Source organism: Amycolatopsis sp. NPDC005232, from assembly GCF_040607795.1.
Lineage (GTDB): Bacteria > Actinomycetota > Actinomycetes > Mycobacteriales > Pseudonocardiaceae > Amycolatopsis.
In genome coordinates this window covers 37668-58968 of the sequence record NZ_JBEXHL010000022.1, presented here as the reverse complement: position 1 = coordinate 58968, position 21301 = coordinate 37668, and the positions used below count along the sequence as shown (strand labels likewise).

At 69.8% G+C, this 21301-nt stretch carries 22 protein-coding genes; 10 read left to right on the top strand and 12 right to left on the bottom strand.

Translation table 11 applies throughout. The features are described from left to right. Positions 1 to 30 precede the first annotated feature (30 nt). From ABZU76_RS33870 to ABZU76_RS33840, 7 genes are all read right to left on the bottom strand, one after another. Positions 31 to 594, bottom strand: coding sequence for a flavin reductase family protein (locus ABZU76_RS33870; protein ID WP_354876786.1), 564 nt, complete (start codon positions 592 to 594; stop codon positions 31 to 33). 24 nt (positions 595 to 618) lie between these two features. Further along, the gene (locus ABZU76_RS33865; protein ID WP_354876783.1) at positions 619 to 2406 is read right to left on the bottom strand and encodes an electron transfer flavoprotein; all 1788 of its coding nucleotides are present in this window, start codon (positions 2404 to 2406) and stop codon (positions 619 to 621) included. Further along, positions 2403 to 2660, bottom strand: a complete 258-nt coding sequence (locus ABZU76_RS33860) for a rubredoxin (RefSeq protein ID WP_285994591.1) — start codon at positions 2658 to 2660, stop codon at positions 2403 to 2405. The genes ABZU76_RS33865 and ABZU76_RS33860 overlap by 4 nt, the downstream gene beginning before the upstream one ends. 83 nt (positions 2661 to 2743) lie before the next feature. Continuing rightward, positions 2744 to 3559, bottom strand: coding sequence for a 3-(cis-5,6-dihydroxycyclohexa-1,3-dien-1-yl)propanoate dehydrogenase (gene hcaB, locus ABZU76_RS33855; protein WP_354876780.1), 816 nt, complete (start codon positions 3557 to 3559; stop codon positions 2744 to 2746). Positions 3560 to 3564: 5 nt separating this feature from the next. Next, positions 3565 to 3837, bottom strand: coding sequence for a hypothetical protein (locus ABZU76_RS33850; protein WP_017981167.1), 273 nt, complete (start codon positions 3835 to 3837; stop codon positions 3565 to 3567). A 13-nt stretch (positions 3838 to 3850) separates the two neighbouring features. Continuing rightward, positions 3851 to 4369, bottom strand: coding sequence for an aromatic-ring-hydroxylating dioxygenase subunit beta (locus ABZU76_RS33845; RefSeq protein ID WP_354876777.1), 519 nt, complete (start codon positions 4367 to 4369; stop codon positions 3851 to 3853). A gap of 5 nt (positions 4370 to 4374) precedes the next feature. Then, positions 4375 to 5763: a Rieske 2Fe-2S domain-containing protein gene (locus ABZU76_RS33840; protein WP_354876774.1), complete on the bottom strand. Its 1389-nt coding sequence runs from the start codon at positions 5761 to 5763 to the stop codon at positions 4375 to 4377. 165 nt (positions 5764 to 5928) lie between these two features. Here ABZU76_RS33840 and ABZU76_RS33835 point away from each other — a divergent pair, with 165 nt between their 5' ends. The 8 genes from ABZU76_RS33835 (at position 5929) to ABZU76_RS33800 (ending at position 12899) form a co-directional block, all read left to right on the top strand. Then, positions 5929 to 6327, top strand: coding sequence for an SCP2 sterol-binding domain-containing protein (locus ABZU76_RS33835; protein WP_354876771.1), 399 nt, complete (start codon positions 5929 to 5931; stop codon positions 6325 to 6327). A 234-nt stretch (positions 6328 to 6561) separates the two neighbouring features. Continuing rightward, on the top strand, positions 6562 to 7197 hold the full coding sequence (locus tag ABZU76_RS33830; RefSeq protein ID WP_354876768.1) for a GntR family transcriptional regulator: 636 nt from the start codon (positions 6562 to 6564) through the stop codon (positions 7195 to 7197). Positions 7198 to 7348: 151 nt separating this feature from the next. Beyond that, positions 7349 to 8206, top strand: a complete 858-nt coding sequence (locus ABZU76_RS33825) for an alpha/beta hydrolase (protein ID WP_354876765.1) — start codon at positions 7349 to 7351, stop codon at positions 8204 to 8206. Further along, positions 8206 to 9684: a 4-hydroxyphenylacetate 3-hydroxylase N-terminal domain-containing protein gene (locus ABZU76_RS33820; protein WP_354876762.1), complete on the top strand. Its 1479-nt coding sequence runs from the start codon at positions 8206 to 8208 to the stop codon at positions 9682 to 9684. The genes ABZU76_RS33825 and ABZU76_RS33820 overlap by 1 nt, the downstream gene beginning before the upstream one ends. Beyond that, a complete protein-coding gene (locus ABZU76_RS33815) occupies positions 9681 to 10445 on the top strand; it encodes an SDR family oxidoreductase (protein WP_354876759.1) in 765 nt (254 codons plus the stop codon). Before ABZU76_RS33820 ends, ABZU76_RS33815 begins: the two co-directional genes overlap by 4 nt. A gap of 10 nt (positions 10446 to 10455) precedes the next feature. Next, positions 10456 to 10932, top strand: coding sequence for a cupin domain-containing protein (locus tag ABZU76_RS33810; RefSeq protein WP_354876756.1), 477 nt, complete (start codon positions 10456 to 10458; stop codon positions 10930 to 10932). 7 nt (positions 10933 to 10939) lie between these two features. Then, positions 10940 to 11815 (top strand): VOC family protein, encoded by an 876-nt coding sequence (locus ABZU76_RS33805; RefSeq protein WP_354876753.1) that lies wholly within the window; start codon positions 10940 to 10942, stop codon positions 11813 to 11815. A 94-nt stretch (positions 11816 to 11909) separates the two neighbouring features. Next, positions 11910 to 12899, top strand: coding sequence for a dihydrodipicolinate synthase family protein (locus ABZU76_RS33800; protein WP_354876750.1), 990 nt, complete (start codon positions 11910 to 11912; stop codon positions 12897 to 12899). A 102-nt stretch (positions 12900 to 13001) separates the two neighbouring features. Here the strand turns inward: ABZU76_RS33800 and ABZU76_RS33795 are convergent, their stop codons facing one another. Then, complete coding sequence (locus ABZU76_RS33795; RefSeq protein ID WP_354876748.1) at positions 13002 to 14141, bottom strand: lytic murein transglycosylase; 1140 nt, start codon at positions 14139 to 14141, stop codon at positions 13002 to 13004. Positions 14142 to 14245: 104 nt separating this feature from the next. Here ABZU76_RS33795 and ABZU76_RS33790 point away from each other — a divergent pair, with 104 nt between their 5' ends. Both ABZU76_RS33790 and ABZU76_RS33785 read left to right on the top strand, forming a co-directional pair. Continuing rightward, complete coding sequence (locus tag ABZU76_RS33790) at positions 14246 to 15190, top strand: 3-carboxyethylcatechol 2,3-dioxygenase (protein ID WP_354876745.1); 945 nt, start codon at positions 14246 to 14248, stop codon at positions 15188 to 15190. A gap of 89 nt (positions 15191 to 15279) precedes the next feature. Next, positions 15280 to 16428 carry a LuxR C-terminal-related transcriptional regulator gene (locus tag ABZU76_RS33785; RefSeq protein WP_354876742.1) on the top strand — a complete coding sequence of 383 codons (1149 nt, stop codon included), beginning with the start codon at positions 15280 to 15282 and terminating at the stop codon, positions 16426 to 16428. A 3-nt stretch (positions 16429 to 16431) separates the two neighbouring features. On the opposite strand, the gene ABZU76_RS33780 is transcribed toward ABZU76_RS33785, so the two are convergent. The 4 genes from ABZU76_RS33780 to ABZU76_RS33765 are packed head-to-tail and all read right to left on the bottom strand — an operon-like array spanning position 16432 to position 21297. Then, a complete protein-coding gene (locus tag ABZU76_RS33780) occupies positions 16432 to 16641 on the bottom strand; it encodes a hypothetical protein (RefSeq protein WP_354876739.1) in 210 nt (69 codons plus the stop codon). Continuing rightward, positions 16638 to 17738 (bottom strand): peptidyl-prolyl cis-trans isomerase, encoded by a 1101-nt coding sequence (locus ABZU76_RS33775; protein WP_354876736.1) that lies wholly within the window; start codon positions 17736 to 17738, stop codon positions 16638 to 16640. The genes ABZU76_RS33780 and ABZU76_RS33775 overlap by 4 nt, the downstream gene beginning before the upstream one ends. Next, positions 17735 to 20002: an MMPL family transporter gene (locus tag ABZU76_RS33770; RefSeq protein ID WP_354876733.1), complete on the bottom strand. Its 2268-nt coding sequence runs from the start codon at positions 20000 to 20002 to the stop codon at positions 17735 to 17737. The genes ABZU76_RS33775 and ABZU76_RS33770 overlap by 4 nt, the downstream gene beginning before the upstream one ends. Next, positions 19999 to 21297, bottom strand: a complete 1299-nt coding sequence (locus ABZU76_RS33765; RefSeq protein WP_354876730.1) for an MlaD family protein — start codon at positions 21295 to 21297, stop codon at positions 19999 to 20001. Before ABZU76_RS33765 ends, ABZU76_RS33770 begins: the two co-directional genes overlap by 4 nt. Between the last annotated feature and the right edge of the window lie 4 nt (positions 21298 to 21301).

Sequence of the window (21301 nt, the reverse complement as noted above, 5' to 3'; positions counted from 1 at the left end):
GGGGCGGGCGTGCATGGGTTACCTCCGAATTCAGGCGCGGGAAGAGGGACCGAACGGATCCAGGCAGAAGCCGGACCAGGCGTCGGAGTACTCCGAATCCGCCGCGGGGCTGAGCAGGTGGCGGTACCGGCCGGCGTGGAAGACCAGTGGGTCGCCCACGCCGTCGGCGAGGTGGCGCACCTCGCCGACGAACAACGTGTGGTCACCGGCGGGGTGGGCGTCGACGATCTCCGCGGCCACCTGCGCGAGCGCCCCGGCCACGAGGGGGACCCCGGCGTGGTCGTCGAACCGCGGGTGCAGGTCCGGGTCCGGACGGCCGCTGAAGTGCATGCTGACGGGTTCCTGGTCCGCAGCGAGGACGCTGACGCCGTAGACGCCGCTGGCCAGGAGGAAGTCGTGCATCTTGGCGCGGCGGGCGATGGACACCACGACGAGGGCGGGCTCGAGGGACACCGACATGAAGCCGTTCGCGGTCATGTGGTGCGGTCCCGCCGGGGTCGGCGTGCTGATGATCGTGATGCCGGTGGCGAACCGGCCCATGGCGTCGCGAAACCGCCGAGGGTCGACGTTCGCCGCCGGCGCGGCGGTACTCATGGGTCCTCCTTGGGATTCCAGTGCTCAGCCGGCGGCTGCGCCCGCCGTCGCCAGCAGCAGGTCCAGCAGGACCCCCTCGACGTTCGCGGTGACGACGGTGTCGGCCAGACCGGTGAAGGCGTCGAGCCAGGCACCTGGATCGACGACGACCACTCGGCCGGCGCCCTTGACCGCCTGGAGCGTGCCGAGGTCGTGGCGCCCGAACCCGAGGTAGACCGCGGGCGCGATACTGCGGGCGAGCGGCCCGATCTCGAATTGCGGGGGCGCCTCCCCCGCGGCGACCGCGGCGGCCGTCGCGACGAGCGCGATCCCCGGTGTCGCGGCGACGCGTTCGGCGACGCGGCGGGCACCGGTGCCCAGCCCTGGCCCGAGCCCGATGACCAGCCGCGCCGCGGCGAGCCTCGGTGCGTCCGGAAGCTCGACCCGGCGCTCGACCGCGGTGCACGCACCGTCGCCGGTCGCGGTGCCACCGACGAACTCGACCTCCGGCTCCCGCTGATCGCGAACGGCTCGCGCCGGGAAGGACCCGGGCCGCAGCGTGCCCATCGACGGGGTGGAGTGCGCGATCACCGGCGCGACCACGTCCGCCGACAGGGCCGGTTTGAGCCACCGCAGGTCGGGCTCGTCGGTGTCCGCGTCACGGACCTCCAGGGCGGTGAAGTCCCCGGTCAGGCCGAGCCCGAGCCGCGCGGCGACGCGCGGGGCGTAGTCGCGGCCACGCGCGCTGAACGGCGCGATCACCGCGAACGGCGCGTGCGTGGCAATGGCCGTGCTCAGTGCGTCGGTGACCAGGTCCGTGCGGTAGTCCGCCGGCTCGGTCCCTCGCAGCACCAGCACCCGGTCGGCCCCGTGCGCGTAGAGCACGCGCGGAAGGTCGTGCGGCTGGTCGCACGGCAGCACCGCCACGATCGTGGCCCGCAGGTCGCCGGCGACCGTCCGGACGCAGGCCAGCGCTTCGAGGCTCGTCGGATGGAGGCCACCGCCGGGCAGCGGCTCGGCGACCGCCCAGATCTCGCGCGACGGGCCGGCCACGACGACGTCGGCCTCGGGCTCCAGCGGCGCGAAGGCCGCCTCCAGCAGCTCCGCTGTGTCGAACCCGGCCCCGACGTACTCGGCCCGGCGTTCGCGGGCGTTGTGCCGGATCTCCGCCACGAAGGTCGGCGAACCGCGGGTGCCGAAGTCGCGCGGTCCTCCCCCGAGCTCCTCGGCGGTGAGCGTTTCGACGGCCGACGGATCGGCTTGGGTCACGAACGGCGGTTCGGTGCCCCGCCCGACGGAGACCACCGCGGGCAAGGCGACCGTCCAGGTTTCCCGGCCGACATCGGTCTCGACGTCCGCAGCGAGGGCACCGTCGCCGGCCCGCAGGATCGTGGCCTGGGTCAGCTGCGGAAGCCCAGCCAGCTCCGCGACCTGCGGGCCGACCTGCGCGGTGCCGCCGTCCAGCGTCCACCGGCCGGTGAGCACCAGGTCCGGGCGCTCCCGTTCGACGAGCCGGGCGAGCGCCCGGGCCGTCGCCAGGGTGTCGGCGCCGGCGAACCGCCGGTCGACCAGGTGCACGGCCCGGTCGGCGCCCCGGCTCAGCGCGTCGAGAAGGGTCGACGCGGCGGCCGGCGGCCCCATCGTCACGGCCACCACCTCCCAGCCGGTCTCCGCCCGCACGCTCAGCGCCTGCGCCAGCGCGTGCAGGTCCGGCGGGTTGGTGACGACCTGGTCGTCGTCCCGGCGGATCCGTTTCGTGCGTTCGTCGAAGACGCCCTGGCCCGGCACCGGGACCTGCTTGAGACAGACGAGAACGCGGCCCGGCGTGCTCACCCCTGCGCTCCCGCGTAGGCGTCGTCCTCGACGTCGTACTCGTCGCCCGGCGCGAGCATCCGGAACTCCTTCTTGCGCGCCCCGCACACCGGGCAGACCCAGTCGTCCGGGATGTCGGCGAACGACGTGCCGGGCTCGATCCCGCCTTCGGGGTCGCCGAGGCGGGGGTCGTACACGTCCTGGCAGACATCACAGATCCACAGCGCGGTGGCGGGATCAGCCTGGGTTTCTTCGGTAGCCACCAGCGTCTTCATCGACGCCTCCTTTCGAGGGTGGAAAGGAGACGGCCTCGGAACTCGGGGTTTCCGAGGCCGTCTCCCCGTTATGCGGTGCAGGATCAGGGCTCGAGCCCCGCCATGCGCGTCATCCCGCGCACGCCCAGCCCGCCGTCGCTGTGGATGATCGTGCCGGTGACCGCGGGCGCGCGTTCCTTCGCGGCGAGGAACGCGTAGGCCCACGAGTGGTCGTCCGGCTGGGCGACGACGCCCAGGGGGTTGATCCCCTTGATCAGGCCTTCGATGTCCGGGACGTCCTTCAGCGACTGACCTTCGTTCGCCAGCGCGGGAATTCCCCGCAGGTCCGTGATCGTGCCGCCGGGCGCCACTCCGTTGACCCGCACGTGCGGCGAAAGCTCGTACGCGAGCTCGGTCACCAGACCGCGGACGGCGAACTTCGACGACACGTAGAGCGGACCACCACCACCGGGGTAGAACCCCGCGTTGGAAATGGTAAGGATGATCTGGCCGCGGTTGTCGATCAGCTGGTCCAGCGCCGCCTTCACGGTCAGCAGGTTGCTCTTCACGTTGACGGCGAAGAGCTGGTCGAACGCCTCGCCGATCTTGTCCTTCGGCAGCTGCGGGATCTCGGTGAAGTAGTCGAACACGCCCACCGCGCACACCAGCGTGGTCAGCGACCCGAACGCCTTCGTCACGTCCGCGACGGCGCGCTCGTTGTCCCACATGGAAGCCGCGTTGCCCTGTGTCACGACCACGGCGTCCGGCGGCAGTTTCTCTCGCAGGTCCCGCGCCTTCTCGGGCGAGATCTCGAGGATGCCGACCTTCGCGCCCTCTCGGACGTAGAGATCGACCACGGCCCGGCCGATACCCGATCCCCCGCCGGTGACCAGCGCGACCTTCCCGTCCAGGAAACCCATGGAAATCAGTCCTTTCCGAGCAGAGCCGACAGCGGGCGCGCGTTGAGCTCCGTCCCGGGGCCGTACGGGGTGTCGAGCAGCTTCGAATACATTTCGGGCGGCTGCCAGGTGAGGCTTTCCAGCTGCAGCGGGTCGAGCAGGGTCTGGAACCCGAGCCGGGGCGAGCTGACGAGGAGGCGTTCACGCTGGCCGGTGCTGGTGTAGCTGACCTGGATCACCGTGAACTCGTTGGCGATCTGGATGATCGGGTCCTGGCCCTCGTTGTGGATGATGGTCACCGAACTGCCTCCGTCACATGATCAGGGCGAGGTTGTGCGTCATGACGGTGGTCTGGTCGAGCACGACCACCCGCTTGGCGAGCCGGTAGCCGCCGGCCACCCGGCGGAGCACGTCGTGGCGCTCGCCGGAGAGGATGTCGAACGTCGCGACGTCGCCGCGGGTGCGGTACAGCAGCAGGTTCGACTTGACGGCCACCTCGCCCTCCGCCTCGCCGGCGGCGACCCGGATGTTGGTCACGAAGTGCCGTGACCGCGACGGCGGGTCCTCCGCCCACGCATACTCGGTTTCCAGTCGCAGGACGCGCATTTCCATCGAGTCCCAGTCGTCGTCCATCAGGGTCATCCCCTCGACGATGTCCGTCTCGGCCTCACGCTCGCGCGTGACCCGCAGCGGCACGACGTACGACAGGTCCTCGGCCACCAGGTCGAGCCACCCGCGGTACTTGCCGGTGTCGAGCAGTTCGGCTTCGGCGAAGAGCCACTCGGTGACTTCACGCACCGTGGCGTCGGTGATCTCCGTTGCTGTGGTCATCGGTCCTAGGCCTCCGCCCGTGCCAGCGCTTCGGCCGCGGCCTCGTCGGAGACCTTGCCGTTTCCGGTGTGCGACGACGGGTCCGTGACCATCAGCTGCATCCAGTACTCCATGAAGTTGCGCTGGTTGGCTTCGGCGTAGTCCATCGGGAATGCGTTGCCGGGACCGGGCCAGTCGGGGTCGGGCTCGTAGACGCCGCGGCCCATCTGGTAGTTGAGCTCCATCTTCTTGGCGTACTGGGCGCCCAGCACCCGGGTGATGCTGCGCCAGTTCTCGGCGTCGTCCTGTTCGAAGGCCCCGGAGATACCGAACGTGCGCACGTAGGCCTGGTAGCTCTCCTCCTTGTACCAGTCCGGCGCTTCCTTCTCGACCAGGAAGAAGGACATGATCTCCATCTTGTCCGGGCCGATCGGGTGCCACAACCGGAGCGTGAGGAACGACGTCGGCGGCGAGACGTGGTCCTTCGACATCAGGAAGTTGCCGATCGAGAGGTTCGGGAACACGGTGCCGTGGATGAACGCGACCGGCCGGAACACCTCGACCTGCTCCGGCGAAAGCCGGCGCTGCAACTGCTCGACGATGTTCTCTGGCATACCCAGGAATTCGGGCAACGGAATGCCCGGCGGCGGGCCGATGATTCCGAGACCGTGGCCGTTCTCGGTGTGCACGTGCTCGCCGTAGAGCGCGAACTTGGGGTCCGGCGGAGCGAGCCCGAGTTCCACCATGGACCGGTGCGTCATCATGGTGTGGTACGCGTCGCCGATGAAGTTGTCGGCGCCGAGCTTCCAGTTCGCGTCGACGACCCAGCGCTGTGGGGCGCCGACGACCTGCAGGCCGGCGTCACTGCGGTCCAGCACGATGTCGAGGTAGAACTTCATGTCCCCGAGGTAGTCATCGAGGGATTGGGCGTCCGGATCGAGACAGCCGAAGATCAAACCCTTGTAGGTGCCCAGTTTCGGGACCGGCTTGAGCTGCCACAGGGACTTGTCCAGCTTGTTGCCGTACGCCTCGCGCCCGGCCGGCACGCCGACGAGGCTGCCTTTGTTGTTGTAGGTCCAGCCGTGGTACGGGCAGCGAAAATGGGAGGCGTTTCCCATTTCGGCGCGGCATACCTGCATGCCGCGGTGACGGCAACTGTTCAGGTGGCCGCGGACTTCGCCGTCTTCGTCCCGGCAAACGATGAATTGATCTTCCGAGATGTATCGGACGACGTAGTCGCCGCGTTCCGGGATTTCGCTCTCGTGGGCGAGGAAAACCCACGAACGGCCGAACACGCGCTCACGCTCGGCGTCGTGCATCTCCGGGTCGTTGATGATTGCGGCCGGAACGGTCCAGTCGGCCTCTACGTCACGCAAACCCTTCTCGAGGATCTGCCGGAGTTCGTCCCTCAACATGTGACCGCCTTGGCGTCAGACATCTTTGTCTCCTCCGAAAATCGCGGCCCACAATGGGGCGGGCCGCAGCAACAGCTTGACTGGCTTTCTAAGATACTAGTATCTTCAGCCTCGTTGTCAAACCCCAGTTGTCCGCCGCGGAGGCGAACCAAAGGAGAGCGCACCATGGGAACACCCGTCCTGTCGCCGGAGTGGATGAAGTCCTACGCCGAGCTCTGGAACACCACGGACGCGACGCGAGAGGGCCTCAAGAAGCTGAGCATGGTCATCGAATACCGGCTCGCAGAGAACGAGAGCCGCGCGGGCCAGATCGAGGTCAACGCCGGCGAAGTCGTGCGCGCTGGCGCCCCGATCGAAGGCGTGAAGCCGGACTTCGTCCTGACGGCCAAGGTGGAGACCTGGCAGCGCCTCGGCGAAGGCGAACTCCCCGCCGCCAAGGCGATGGTCACCCGGAAGGTCAAGTTCCGCGGCTCCATGTCGGTGGCACTCGCCAACCTGCCCGGCCTCGAAGCCGCCATGAAGATGTTCGGCCAGATCGACAACACCGACTGGTCGGTGGACTGACCGAGGTCGCGGGCAGCAGCCTCGGCCGGCCTGAAGCCGGAGCGGGAGTCCGCTCCGGCTTCAGCGCTGCCACCAGACGGCGCGAGCCCTCTGCTCCACCCGGCTCAATGAGCCGACCACCACACCCGGGCTCCCGCTTCGGCGCACCCCTACTCGCCATTGACACGCTAGAATCTCGGCGTGATCGACAGTACGCCAGCACCGACCTTCCCGCACCGAAGGGCCGGATAGTCCATGCCCATGATCGCGTCAGTCACCAAAACAGACCAGATCTACCAAGCTCTCCTCACCCAACTGCTCGAGGGACGCCATCAGTTCGGCGAGATCCTCAGCACCTACGACCTCGCGGCCGAGTTCGGCGTGAGCCGCAGGCCGGTGATGGACGCGGTGATGCGACTGGCCGCCGCCGGATTCATCTCGGTCATTCCTCAGGTCGGATGCCAGGTGACGGTCCCGGACGAACGGAAGGTGCGCGACCACTTCGCCGTGGCGGGCATCCTGGAGGGAGCGGGCGCACGGCTCGCAGCACTCACCGCCACCGATGCCCAGCTGGCCGAGATCGATGACATGCTGGTCCGCGGCACCGGCCCGGCCAAGCGGAACGACGCACTCGCCTTCGCCGGGGCCAACCGCGACTTCCACTCCGCCGTACTGGCCACCGGCGGCAACCAGCGGCTGGCCGAACTGGCCATGGACACCTGGGACCTTAACGACTTCTACCTCCAGAAGAACCGGTTGAGCACGGACCTGGCGCAGGCGCAGAGCGAGCACACCGAGATCGCGGAGGCGATCGAGCGCCGGGACGCGGAACGGGCCGGCAGGCTCATGGAGGAGCACGTTTCGCGGTTCTGGAAGTTCGTGGAAGTGTAGCCACACTCACATGAACGGGTGTCATGCCTACGGCCATGACACCCGTTTTCCTTTTCCGCCATCGAGCGACGACGACCGTGTCGCAAACACGGCTTGCTCCTGAGATTCTAGTATGCCAATATGTGGGGACGTCGCGACAGGAAGGAATGCTGTGGAGCAGCACGTAAGCATCTGGGGCGATTTGGCGGGCATCGAGTTGCGCCAGCGGACCGTGGACGCGGCCGGCATCGCCACCCGGGTGGTGGAAGCGGGCACCGGTCCGGCACTGGTCATGGTGCACGGCACGGGCGGGCACCTGGAGGCGTATTCCCGCAACATCCGCGACCTGGCGAAAGAATTCCGGATCGTCGTGTACGACATGGCGGGACACGGACATTCGGCCAAGCCCGACCGGCCTTACACGATCGATTACCTCAGCGACCACCTGATCGCGGTCCTGGACGCGCTGGACATCGAAAAGGCCCACCTCTCCGGTGAGTCGCTCGGTGGCTGGGTGGCGGCGTGGGCCGCGGCGCACCACCCCGGCCGGATCGACAGGCTGGTGCTCAATACCCCGGGCAACATCACGAACAAGCCGGAGGTGATGGCCGGGCTGAAGGAATCGAGCATGAAGGCGGTCCGCGAGGCGAACCGGCAGAGCGTGCGTACCAGGGTCGAGTGGCTCTTCCACAACAAGAGCCTCGTCACCGACGAACTCGTCGACCTGCGGCTGCGGATCTACACCCAGCCGGGGTTCGAAACCGCGATGCGCAACATCCTCGCGGTGCAGGACTGGGAACACCGGCGTCCGTACGTCTGGTCGTCGCAGTGGTGCAGCCGCATCGTCTCGCCGACCCTGCTGCTGTGGACCGACCACGACCCGACGGCTTCGGTCGAAGAAGCCGCGCTGCTGGAGGAGCTGATCCCCGGAAGCCGCCTCGAGGTCATCGAGGGCGCGGGCCACTGGCCGCAGTGGGAGAAGCCGGACCAGTTCAACGAGACCCACATCAGGTTCTTGAAAGGAAAGTGATGACCGCACGAAACGGCGCCGCGTACCTCGACCGGCTGCGCACCCACAGCCCTGAGCTGTGGGTCGGGGCCGAGAAGATCACCGACGTGGCCGGGCACAAGGCGACGTCCGGCGCCGCGGCCGAAATCGCCCGCCTCTACGACCTTCAGTCCAAAACCGACAGCATGCTCTTTGCGCCCGAAGACGGTGCTGGCAAGGCGGGCGTGCAGTTCCTGATGCCCCGCACGGCCGAAGACCTCGAGCTCCGCCGCGTCATGCACAAGCAGTGGGCGGACTCCAGCCTCGGCATGATGGGGCGTAGCACGGACTTCGTCAGCGCGATGCTGGTGGCGTGGAACGCCAACGCCGAGTTCTTCGGCGAAGGCGCCGACCGGGTGCGCGCGTACTACAAGTACGTGCGGGACAACGATCTCTTCCTGTCCCACGCCTTGGCGGACCCGCCGGTCGACCGGTCGAAGCCGCCGTCGCAGCAGCCCGACCCCTACACCTACCTCGGCGTGAAGCGCGAAACCCCGGACGGCATCATCGTCAGCGGCGCGAAGATGCTGGCCACGGCCGCGCCCTACTCCGACGAGATCCTCGTCTGGCCCTTCTCGCTCCGCAAGTACGCGGCCGACGAGAAGCCCTACGCCATCGCGTTCGCCATCCCGGCCGACGCCCCGGGTGTCCGGCTGATCTGCCGCGAACCGTTCGGCGGCGGGAACGCCTTCGACCACCCGCTCTCCAGCCGGTTCGACGAGATGGACGCCGTGGTCGTGTTCGACGACGTGCTCGTGCCCTGGGAACGGGTCTTCATCAACCAGGACTACGAGCGGGTCAACAACATCTGGGCGATCAACTCCAACGCGTTCACCGGCGTCCAGACCTCGGTACGGCTGCTGGCGAAGCTCCAGTTCGTCGCGGGCATCGCCAAGCGGGCGACCGAGGTCGTCAAGACCGACCAATTCCCCCAGGTCCGCGACGCGCTCGGCGAGATCACCACGTACATCGAGCTGACCAGGGCCGCCGTCCTCGCCGCCGAAGCCGGCGCGCAGCGCAACGACGAGGGCATCCTGTTCCCCGACGTCCGGCCGCTGTACGCGATCCGCAACTCCGGGAACCGCTGGTACCCGCGCATCCGCGAGATCCTGCAGCAGATCCTCGCCGGCGGCTTGCTGTACCAGCCGGCCGACGTGAGCGCGTTCGACTCGCCGATCGCCGCGGACATAGCCCGGTTCTACCGCGGTCCCGACACGAACAGCCTGGACCGCATCGCGATCTACAAGATCGCCGCCGATCTCGCGGTCTCCGCCTTCGGCGGCCGCCACGAGCTCTACGAGCGGTTCTACGCGGGTGATCCCCTGTTCCTCCGCATCAACACCCAGTTCAACCAGTACGACTGGACCGAGCCGCTGGGCCTGATCGACGGGCTGCTGGCCACCTCGATCAAGGAATCCGGTGTCCTGCCCGGCGGTACCGGGGAGGGTGCGGCGGCATGACGGTGCACGGCCGCCGGGCACTGGTGACCGCCGGGTCGAGCGGGCTCGGCATGGCGATCGCGACGTCGCTGCGAGCGGACGGGGCCGAGGTGTTCATCACGGGAACCGGACCGCACACCGGCGAGGTCGCCCGGAAGATCGGTGCCGCGGGCTGGGCGATCGCGGACTTCACCCAGCCCGGCGCCGCGGCCGCGGCGGCCGACGCCGCGCGCGAAACGCTCGGGGGCATCGACATCCTGGTGTCCAACACCGGCGGCACCCGCGCGGCGACGGCCGCCGAACTCTCGGCGCACGACTGGGATTCGGCCTACCGGCTCCTGCTGGACAGCGCGATCTCACTGACCAACGCGGTATTGCCGTCGATGTCCGCGGCCGGGTGGGGACGGCTGATCTACGTCACCTCGGTCGGCGTGGTGAAACCGTTGCCGCTGCTGCACCTGTCCAATGTGATGCGGGCGGGGGTCGCCGCACTGGCCCGGTCCCTGGCCGCCGAGGTCGCCCCGCACGGCGTTACCACGCACGTCATCGCCCCCGCGCACATCGACACGCCGCGGCGGCGCTCGCTTGCCGCGGCACGCGCCGCTGCCGCGGGTGTCCCGACCGAAGAGCTGGAACAACGGCAACTCGCGACCGAACTGCCCGTCGGCCGGTGGGGACGTCCCGAGGAGATCGCCGACCTGGTGACCCACCTCTGCTCGGAGTTTGCCGGGTTCCAGACCGGACAGACCCACGTCGTCGACGGTGGGATGACCTCGACCTAGCTGGAGAACCATGACGAATTTCGAGCAGTGGATGCACAAGCTCAACGAGATGAAGCACTACGACCCGGAGCGGTCGATGCCGGAGCACCTGGTCATCCGCTCGGCGAGTGCCCGGTGGCTCGAGGAGGACGTGACGGGCAACCCCAGCCGGGTCGGCGTGCTGGCCGACGTGCCGGCGAAGTCGATGGAGTTCTACCTCCAGGAGATCCCCGCCGGCACGGCCACGGACCTCCAGCGCCACGTTCACGAGTCCGTGCATTGCGTGCTAGAGGGCAGTGGCTACTCCGAAATCGGGCCGGAAACTCTGCGGTGGTCGGCCGGGGACTTCGTCTACACCCCACCGTGGGTCTGGCACCGGCACTACAACGACGGCACCGGACGCGTCCGCATGATCCTCGTCGAGAACTCGCGACAGCTCGACTCCCTCGGCATCAACAAGCGGGAAAGCGCCGGAAACATCCCCTACGACAAGATGGACAGGAGCTGACCCACCGATGGGTATTTCTCAGGTGGCCCACGCCGAACTCGCCGTGGCCGATCTCGACGAGGCGATCGGCTTCCACACCGACGTACTGGGCATGCAGGAACTCGGCCGCGCCGACGGCGCCGTGCGGCTCTCGGTCGGCATCGACGGCGGTTGCGATCTGGTGCTGACCGCCGGCGGGACCGGGGTCCGGAGGTTCGCTCTGCGTGTCGACGACGTCGACGACCTCGACCACTACGCGAAGCGGCTGGCCGAAGCCGGTGTCGTGACTGAGACCCGCACCGACGAACACCCCGGTGTGGTCCGATCCCTGCAGTTCGCGGCGCCTTCCGGGCACGTCATGGAGCTCGCGGTGCTCTCGACCGGGCCGCAGTACATCCACCCGTCCAAAGCCCCCAGCCGCGGCGGGATCCGCGCACTGGACTTCGACCACATCACCGTGCAGGCGCAGGACCCCAAGCCGCTGGTCGACTTCCTGGTCGAGCTACTGGACTTCCAGGTGTCCGACATCTTCGCCCCGGCCCCCGGGGTGATCGGCGCGGCCTGGTGCCGGGCCAGCACGCTGCACCACGACATCGCAATCATCTCCACGCCGGAGGCCGGGAAGTCGCTGCACCACTACGCCCTCGGGATGGAGTCGTTCGACCACCTCAAGCTGGCCGCCGACGAGCTCGGACGGCACGGCGTGCCGATCGAAGTCGGGCCGGGGCGGCACGGCGTGGGCGGCAACGTTTACACCTACTTCTGGGCCGCAGGCAACCGCTATGAGCTGTCGGCCGAGATGCCGCGGGTCCGTCGCAACGACCCGGTGGTGTGGGACGACTTCCCGAAGGCGTTCAGCCCGTGGGGCCTGCAGCCGCCCGAGTCGTTCGGCCACGCTTCCTGAAGTCCCCCCGAACCCGGTCCGCCCGGCAGGCAGGGCAGCCCCCCACCTGACCTGCCGGGCGGACCGCCCATTCCCTGTGAACGCGAGGAGACCCATGGTGCAGAAATTCGGTGTCGACGACCTTCGCGGCGTCATCGCCGTCACGCCCACCCCGGCACTGCCCGGCGCGGCCGCACTCACAGCACGCGACACCGTGGACCTCGACGAATCCGATCGCATGATCCGCGCGCTCGTCACCGACGGCGTGGACGGGATCATCACCAACGGCACGCTCGGCGAGATGGCGACCCTTACGCTGGCCGAATGGCAGGCCTTCGCCGCGTGCGTCGCCGACGCGGTCTCGGACACTGCCCCGGACCTCCCGCTGTTCGTCGGTGCCACTGCCCCCAACACGCGGGACACGATCGACCGGATCCACTTCCTGCGGGACCTCGGCGTGCGCGGCGTCATCCTCGGCCGTCCGATGTGGAGTGAACTCGGGGCCGACACGCTGCTCGCGTTCTACCGCGGCGTCGCCGGCCTGTTCCCGGACATGGCGATCGTCCTCTACGACAACCCCGAGGCGTTCAAGGGCCCGATCCCGTCGGCCGCCTACGCCGCGCTGTCCGAGGTCCCCCAGATCATCGGCGCGAAGTACATCGCGATCACGCCGAAGTTCGCCGCGGACATGGCGGGGGTCGGCAACCGGCTCCGGTTGCTGCCGCTGGAGAGCGACTGGCTCGCGGCGCACACGCTGCACCCGGAAACGGCGCTCGGCTGCTGGAGCAGCAGCGCCCTGTGCGGTCCGGAGCCCGTGCTCGCCCTGCGCGACGCGATTCAGGCCGGTGACGTCGACACGGCGCGGCACCTCACCCGTCGCATCGAGTGGACGTACGAACCGTTCCTCGCCAGGACGAACTTCCCCGAGTTCTCCAAGTACAACATCACCCTGGAGAAGCTCCGCTTCGACGAGGCCGGCTACGTCACCGCCGGCCCCGCCCGCCCGCCGTACCACGTCGTTCCCGGCCCGTACGCCGATGGCGCGCGCGAGAACGGGCGGCGTTGGCGCGGGCTCGTCGGCGAAGTCCGTGGCCAATACTCCTGAGACCCGCCCGGCACCGTGCTTGTGTGTGGCGCGTCCGGGCCGCGGGAAACTGATGGCGCCGCCCCAGCCAGCCGGGGCGGCGCCATCAGTCGTCACCGGAGTTCAGTGCGTGCCGAGCGGGCCGAGGAGCCCACCCACCACCTCCCCCGCGGTCGCGACGACGCCGTCCAGAGATGCGGGCACGCTGATCGGCAACCCGGCGATCGGCGCAGGTGCAGGCGCGGGCGCGGGCGCGGGCGACGGTTTCGCGGGTGGGGCGGCCGGCGCGGGGGCCGGCTTGGCCGATGCGGGCGCGGCCGGTACGGCACCCGTGGCCGGCGGGCGCGGCGCTGCCGGATGGGCCGGAACGGAGGCCACGCTTTCGTCGTAGGTCGGATCTTCGCCGGGGTACCCGGGTTCGTCCGGCACGGCGAACGAACCCGCGGAATAGATTCGCGTCCACGCCATTACCTTGTTCAGGTAATCCTCGGAGTTGTTGTAACCGAGAATGGCACTCCGCAGTCCGGCGCCAGTTTTCAGATCGCGACCGGCGGCGCAGAGATACCGACCGGCCGACTCCGTGGAATCGTAGACGTTCTGTACGTCCGCCTGGCCGTCACCGGATCCGTCCACACCCCATTTCTGCCAGGTCGAGGGGATGAATTGCATCGGGCCGGCGGCACGCGCCCATTGCCCGCTCCGCGCGTCGACCATCCTGGCGAAGCCCGGCGAACCATCCAAGGCGGGACCGTAGACCGGCCGGACCATCGTTCCCTGCTCGTCCACGTCGCCGTGGCGGGCGTGGTTCGACTCGACCTTGCCGATGCCCGCGAGCAACGCCCAGGTCAGGTGACACGCCGGGTTCGCGTGACCGAGCGAGGCCTCGGCCCGGCGGTAGGCGTCGAGCACCGTGGCCGGGATGCCCGCGCTCGCACCGGATCCGGTGGCGGCACCGAGCCGGTGGCCAGCCGGAACCGCGAGCGGCGGCAGCACCGGCACGCTAGGCAGCGTCGCCGGCAGCCCTACCCCTGGCAAGGCCGGCCAGACCGGTTTCCCCGGCGCCGGCGACCTGGTCGTCGCGGTCGCGGGAAAGGCCCGCCCGTCGGCCACGGGTTCGACCAGCAGCACCCCACCTCCGACCACGACTGCACTCGTGAGCGCGACCGCGGTGCAGGCGGCCGTGCCGACCCGGTGACGTTTCCCCAACTTCCTGCGCGCTGCTCGGTGACTGCCTTCGCTGCGATTGCCGGTCGGCACTGTCATGCCAGGTCCCTTTCCGTCGCGTCATCGAAACCCAGTACTGGTATGCTAAGATTCTAGCATGTTTCTTACCGGAAGAATGCCAACAAAGAAAGGGTGGAGGGCCGATGCCCGTTGCCGTGTGCGCCCTGTCCCATTCGCCACTGATCGGTTTCAACCATCCGGCGAAAGCCGTTGAAGAGCGGGTCGAGAAGGCTTTCGAACACGCGCGGCGCTTCATCGCCGGATTCGACCCCGACCTCGTGGTGCTCTTCGCGCCTGACCACTACAACGGTTTCTTCTACGACATGATGCCGCCGTTCTGCATCGGGACGCGGGCGACCGCACTCGGGGACTACGACACCCCGGCCGGCGAGCTCTCGGTCGCCGAGTCCGCGCGGACGCTGGCCAAGGTGGTGCTGGCGGCCGGGGTCGACCTCGCGCTGTCCGAACAGATGTACGTCGACCACGGGTTCTCCCAGCCGCTGCAGCTGCTGTTCGGCGGGCTCGACCGCGTTCCCGTCATCCCCGTCTTCATCAACTCGGTCGCCGCGCCGCTCTGTCCCGTCGGCCGCGTCCGGCAGCTCGGCACGGCGATCGGCCACGCGAGCGCCCACCTCGACGAGCAGCGCGTGCTGTTCCTCGGCTCCGGCGGGCTCTCGCACGACCCACCGGTGCCCCAGCTGGAAAACGCGACCGAGGAGGTCGCCGCGCGGCTGATCGACGGTCGCAACCCGACGCCCGAAGAGCGCGCCCGGCGACAGGCCCGCGTGATCGCCTCCGGCCTCGACCTGGCCGCGGGCACGTCGTCGATGCAGCCGATCAACCCGGAGTGGGACCAGCAGTTCCTCGATGTGGTTTCGGCGGGCGAACTCCGACTCGTCGACGGCTGGAGCACTGAGTGGTTCGCCGAGCAGGCCGGGCACTCCTCGCACGAGGTGCGGACTTGGATCGCCGCGTACGCCGCGATGGCGGCCCGCGGGAAGTACGTGATGAACTACCGGTTCTACGAGCCGGTGCCGGAGTGGGTGGCGGGTTTCGCTGTCACCACCGCCGTTTCCGCCGACGCCTGATCCTCCCCGCGCAGCGCCGGACCCGTCCGACGAGCGGGTCCGGCGCCCCGCGTTCCCGCCCGGCTTGAGAGGAAACCATGAAGTCAACGTTGACTCCGTCCCGAAACGGCCGCGGGCACCCTGTTCCCCATGCTGTCCTGCGCGAGGTCCGGGCCGTCACCACCCGGGCCCGGTCCCTGCTCGGCGGTGCCCTCGACCCGGACGTGCCCGACGAATTCCCGGTCGCGGAAGCGGCTCTGGCCGAACTCGCCGAACGGGTCGGCGAACTCGCCACCACCGGACAGGCCGGCGCCGTCCTCCATCTGTTCATCGAGGTCTCCGACGTCCGCGAGCGGCTGCGCCAGGCCCAGCTCGACCTCCGGATGCGCGTCCACGCTCAGGTCCAGGAGGCACTGACCCGGCTGCAGGAGGCTCGCTCGGTGGCCCGGCTCGCCAAATGTGTGCCGGACGCGGTGTGCCAGCTCGGCTTCGACCGCGCCCTGTTCTCAGAGATCCGGGAGTCGGTGTGGGTGCCACAGTCCTGCACCGTGCTGGGTGACCCCGCCTGGGCGGCGGAGATCCTGCGGGTCGGCTGGGCGGAGTCCCCGGTCCTGGACCGCACCGTCGTCGAGACCGAAGCCGTCCGCAGGCGGCGCGCATTGCTCGTCACGGACGCGCAGCGCGAAGCGCGTGGGCTCGCCTGCCTGGTCGAGGCCGCCCGGCTGGAGTCCTATGTGGTCGCTCCCGTGGTCGGCGACGACGGCGTGCTCGGGCTGGTGCACGCGGATCGGCACGTCCAGGGGCGCCAGGTCGACGAGTTCGACCGCGAAGTGTTCGGCACCTTCGCCCAGGGGTTGGGAATCGCGTTCCGGCGGACCGTGCTTGTCGAGCGCCTGCACTCGCTGCGGACCGAGGTCGGCAGGTTCACGACGAACCTAGCCGACGCCATGGATCGGATCCTGAGCAACAGCAACCCGGCGGTACCGGTCGTCGGAGATCCGGTCGTTCCTCCGGCCGGACCTGTGCCGGCCCGATCCTTCGTGGAGTCGGCGCTGACCCCGCGGCAACTGGAGGTGCTCCGGCTCATGGGCGACGGCCGGACCAACGCCGCCATCGCCACCCGGCTGACGATTTCGGAGGACACGGCCAAGTCCCACGTCAAGCAGATCCTGCGCAAGCTCGGCGCCGCGAACCGCGCGGAAGCGGTCTCGCTGTTCCTGCGGACCCAGCAGGGCCGGGGAACCCCCGAGCCCGCCTGACCGTCACCAGAGGCTCCACACCGCGGCGAGCGCGAACACCACGCCCACGACCTGGAACACGTGTCCGCTCCCCCGCAGCTTCCCGATGCGCCGCAGGCGCTCGGGTTCCGGCAGGGCCGGGCTGACCCGCCCGGCCGCCGCGCGGCAGCCCCACCGTCCGACCGCCACCAGTGCGGTGCCCGCCACCGCGAGCACCGCGAAGTCCGCGATCACCGCGACGGCCGGGGTGGCCCGGGCACCTGACCCGGCATCGGCGACCACCCCGGCGCCTGCTGCGGCGGCGCGGCCGGATCGGCCGGGCGGTAGGCGTCGGCGTACCGGACGTTCGCGCCGGTGAGCTGCGACCCGAGCCACCCGCGCCACGTCGCAAGCGCCTTCTCCAGGGTCAGCTGCTGCTTGAGCTGGTCCTTGACCTGGTCGAAGACCGCCGGCTGCGGGGGCAGGACCTGGCGGACCCGGCCGACGTTCCAGCCGTGGGTGGTCTGCACGGGACCGAACAGCCCGCCGACGGGTGTCGCGAAGGCCGCCTTGGCGTAGCCGTCCTCGAGCTGGGCCGCGGTCACCTGGCCCAGGTCGCCGCCTTTGTCCCGCGTCGCGCCGTCCAGGCTCCGCTGGGCCACCAGGGTTTCGAACGGTGTCCCGGCGTTGAGGTCGGCGAGCACCCGGTCAGCGTCCTCCTTGGTCTTGACCACGATGTTGGTGAGCTGCCGCCGTTCCGGCGTGTCCAGCTGCGCCTTCCGCTTCGCGAACGCGTCCGAGACCTCGTCGTCGCCGACCGCGCTTCCCGCGGTGACCGAGTCGAACAGCTGCGAGACCGCGAGCTGCCGCTTGATCTCGTCCAGCACCGCGTCTTCGGACGTACCGGTGGTGCCGAGCGCCTGGACGAACTTGCTCCGGGCGTCCGGCCCTTCGCCGATCTGCTGGGAGATGAACCGCGTCAGCACGTCACGGGCCGCCTTGTCGGCGATGACGATGCCGCGGTCGCGGGCCGCGTGGTCGAGCACCATCCCGACGGCGACCGCCTTCGCGGTGTCGCGGCGGAACGCGTCGGACTTGGCGGCGTCCTGCTGGTCCGGTGGCTGCACGCCGTAGAGCGCCGTCAACGTCTGGATCCGCTCCTGCAGCTGGGTGACGGACTCGATCTGGTCGCCGTAGGCGAAGACCGCGTCGCCGGGCAAGTCGTCGGCGCGCGCCGACCACCACGCCAGTCCGGTCCCGCCGAGCAGCACGACGAGGACGAGCAAGGTCGTGATTCGGCCGCGGCGGCTGTGGGGCAACCGGACCTTGCCGGGCCATGCGGTGATCTTCATGAGGTGACTCCTACGAGTGCTTCGGGCGCCGGGCTGGTTTCCGGAGCGGAGGCGGGGCGGCCTGGCGCGAGCCAGACGACGAGCCGGGCGGCGGCCATCGACAGGACTACGGCCGCGGCGAGCAGCAGGCCGAACTGCCGGATGGCGTCGAGCCGCGAAAGGGCCAGTGCGAGGTAGCCGACGGTCGAAACCGCGCCGACCAGGAGCACGGATCTGCGCAGCGCGTGATCGCGACGGCGTCCGGCTTCCGCCAGCAGGACCGCGAACTCGCAGCCGACGGCGGCGATGAGTGATCCGAGCGCCATGGTGATCGGCGTCAGCGAAATCCCGGCCAGCCATACGGCGAGCAAGCCCGTCCCGGTCGCCACGAGGGCGGTGGCGGCCGCGCGGAGCGCGTCCTTCCGCCGGGCGAGCACCACGGCGAGCACGAGCCCGGCCACGGCGATGCCGACGCCGTTGGTCCAGAATCGGTTGCCCGAGACCAGTTCGTACCCGCGTGCCGCGACGATCGGCAGCCCGGTCAGCTCGGCACGGTAGCCCGGCGGCGCCGGGGGAAGCTGGTTCAGCAGGTCGTCACGCAGGCCGACCAGGCTCTCGACGTCGTCCAGCCGCACCCCGAACGAGAGCACGGACTCCTGCCCGTCGGCTCGCAGAACCGACCCGGTCAGGTAGGGCGGCAACAGGCGCACGGCCGCGGTGATCTCGTCCTTCGTGGGCGCGGAGCCGAGGAAGTTCAGCAGCGTAGGGAGCGACACGACCGGACGGAGCCGGTCACCGTGCCGGGCGATGATCACGTCCTGGGCTTGACGCGACCACGCCAGCGCCTGCGGAGAAGTGACGTCCGGGCCGTGCAGGACGACGTCGACCTCGCCGGAGGAGCCGATGACCTGCTCGACGTGCTTCGCGTCGTCGAACGCGGGCAGGCCGTGCACGAAGCTCTCGATGTCGCTCTGCAGGGAAAGCCCCGGCAGCGTCGCCCAGCCGCCGGCCGCCAGCGCCGCCACCGCCAGACCCACTCCCAGCCGCACCGGCAGGCTCGCGGTGCGTCCACTGTAGACCTTCACGGGTGCGGGCTCCGCCACGGCCGGCCGGAACAGCAGGCCGACGGCGAAGGCGACCAGCACCCCGATCCCGAGGGCGATCCCGAGGTCCCGCACGAACGGCAACGGCGCGAAGGCCAAAGCGCCGAACGCGGACGCGGTGGCGGCGGCGACCGCGAACACGACCCGCCGGTCCGCCCGCCGTGCCAGATAGGTCGGGAAATCGCTGCCAACGCCGAGCAGCACCGGCAAGAAGGCCACCACCCCGAGCGACAGCGGCCGACCGAGCCAGCCGAACAGGGCGACCGTCACCGCGGTGGCCACCAGCGAACCTGCCAACGGCAGCAGCTGGTGCCGGCGGCGGTGCCACGGAACCAGCAGGAAACAGAGGGCCACCGCGAGCAACGCGGCGCCGCCGAGCAGGGGAAGTTCCGCACGAACCTCATCGGCGAGTGCACCCGCTATTGCGGGGACGCCGGACACGGTCACCTTCGCTCCGTCGACGGCGGCCGCGCCGACCGCATCCCGCACGCCCCGGACGAGCCGCTCGGTGGCGGACTGGTCGAGGTTCTGCCGCGGGCGGACCAAGATCGCGACCGACTTCACCGACGGCACGACGAAGTGCCACTGCGGCCGGGGATTTCCGTCCGCGCCGAAGACGACCGAAGTGACGAACGCCTGGTTCTTCAGCGTCGGCAGGCCCGCCGGCAGGGCCTGAACCAGCAGCTTGCCGTACCGCTGGTCGAACGCGGCCACCGCGCCGTCGGCGGCCTGGCCGGCCGCCCGGTCGGTCGCGCCACGCTGCTTGGCCTGTGCCTGTGCCTGCGCGCGCAGGCGGTCGCGGCGGCCGGAGAGCTCGGCCATCAGGTCCTGGGCCCGGCCGGCGGCCTGGTTCAGCACGGTCCCCGGCCCGTAGACGGCGGCGACGTCGGGCAGCTTCGCGAACTCGCCCTCCAGCTTGACCAGCGACGGCAGGTGCGGCTGGTCGAGCAGGAGCCCGGGTCGCGCCGATTCGAGCAGCACGACGACGGGGTCGCCGCCGAACGACCGGCTCAGCTCGTCGAATCGGGCGACCGCGGGATCGTCGCCGGGCAGGAGCGAGCTGACCCCGGTCTCGATGCGGGTCCTGGCCATGCCGGTGCCGACGAACCCGGCGAGGACGATGAGGACCGCCGTCATCGCCAGCACCTTGCGGGACGGCCGCCGCAGCTTGAAGCGCCTCACTTCGGCGGGTCCTGCTCGACCCGCGGGTAGGACCCGGTGAACGGTCCCGGGTTCGCCGACTGCCCGGGCGCCGGATAGGGATTGTTCTTCTTCAGCGGACCGACGTCGACGTTGACCGGCAAGCCTTTCAGGCTCTGCTCGTTGAAGACCATGAACAGCCGGATCGCATTGCCGTTGGCGTCACCGCGCGCCGTCACCTGCCCGATGTTCGTGAAGAACGCGGCAACGTCGCGGCCGTAGGGGACCAGGTAGGACAGCATGGGGTTCACGTCGCCCAGCGCCACGTTCAGCGTCGGCAGGAACTTCGATGCGTCAGCGGACACCGCGGGCACCCGCTGCAGCGTGCCGGGCGCCGCGTCGAGCACGCTGTTCAACGACGGCAGCAGACCACGCAGATCGGCCGACGTGGCCGGCAGCTCCTGCAGGGCCGCGTCGAGGTCGGGAGCGGCCGCGTTCAGACCACCCGCGACCGGGCCCAGCGCGGGCGAAAGCCGGCTCAGCCCACCACTGGCGTTTTTGGCGGTGTCCATCAGGCCGGGCAGCCGCCGCAGGACCTCCCGGAGCTCGGTGTCACTGCCCGCGGTCGCCTGGGTGAGCTTGTCGGCGTCGGTCACCAAGTCGGCGATCTGGCCCTGCCGGGTGTCGAGCGCCGCGAGCAGTTTCGCTGTGTTGCCGGTCAGCTGCCGCAGGTCTCCGGACTGGGCCGAGAGTGCCGCCAACGCGCCGTGCCCCTCCCGGCCGAGATCGCCGAGTCCTTGCAGCGCCTGGGAAACACCCTGCCTGGTGTCTTTCGTCCCGGCGCCGAGCGAGCGGACCAGCGTGCCCAGCGACTCCTTCGTCGGCCGGTCGAGGCTCGTGAGCACGTCGTCGAGTTCGACGGCCTCCTTGCCCGCCGACGGCGGCAGCACGGTGCCGCTGGGAAGCGCCGGCCCGTGACCGTCGGTGATCTCGAGGTAGGTCTCCTCGATCAGGGTCTTGTTCCGGACCTGGACGGTCACCCCCTCGTGCAGCGGCGCGTTCTGGTCGAGCCGCATCGTGACGTGCGCGAGGTCGCCTTCGGTGCGCAACGCCTCGACCTTGCCGACCTTCACCCCGGCGATGGTGATGTCCGAGTCGTAGACCAGGTTCGACGCGGTGCGGAACTGCAGCTCGGCGGTGTAACCCGCCCGGGAGATACCGGGCAGCCGGCCACCGGAGTTCAGCCACAGGTACCCGAACAGGCCGGCGCAGGCGGCGATGAACACGGCCAGCACCAAGGTCCGGATGTGCGGGACCAGTCCACTGGGAATCCTCATTGGA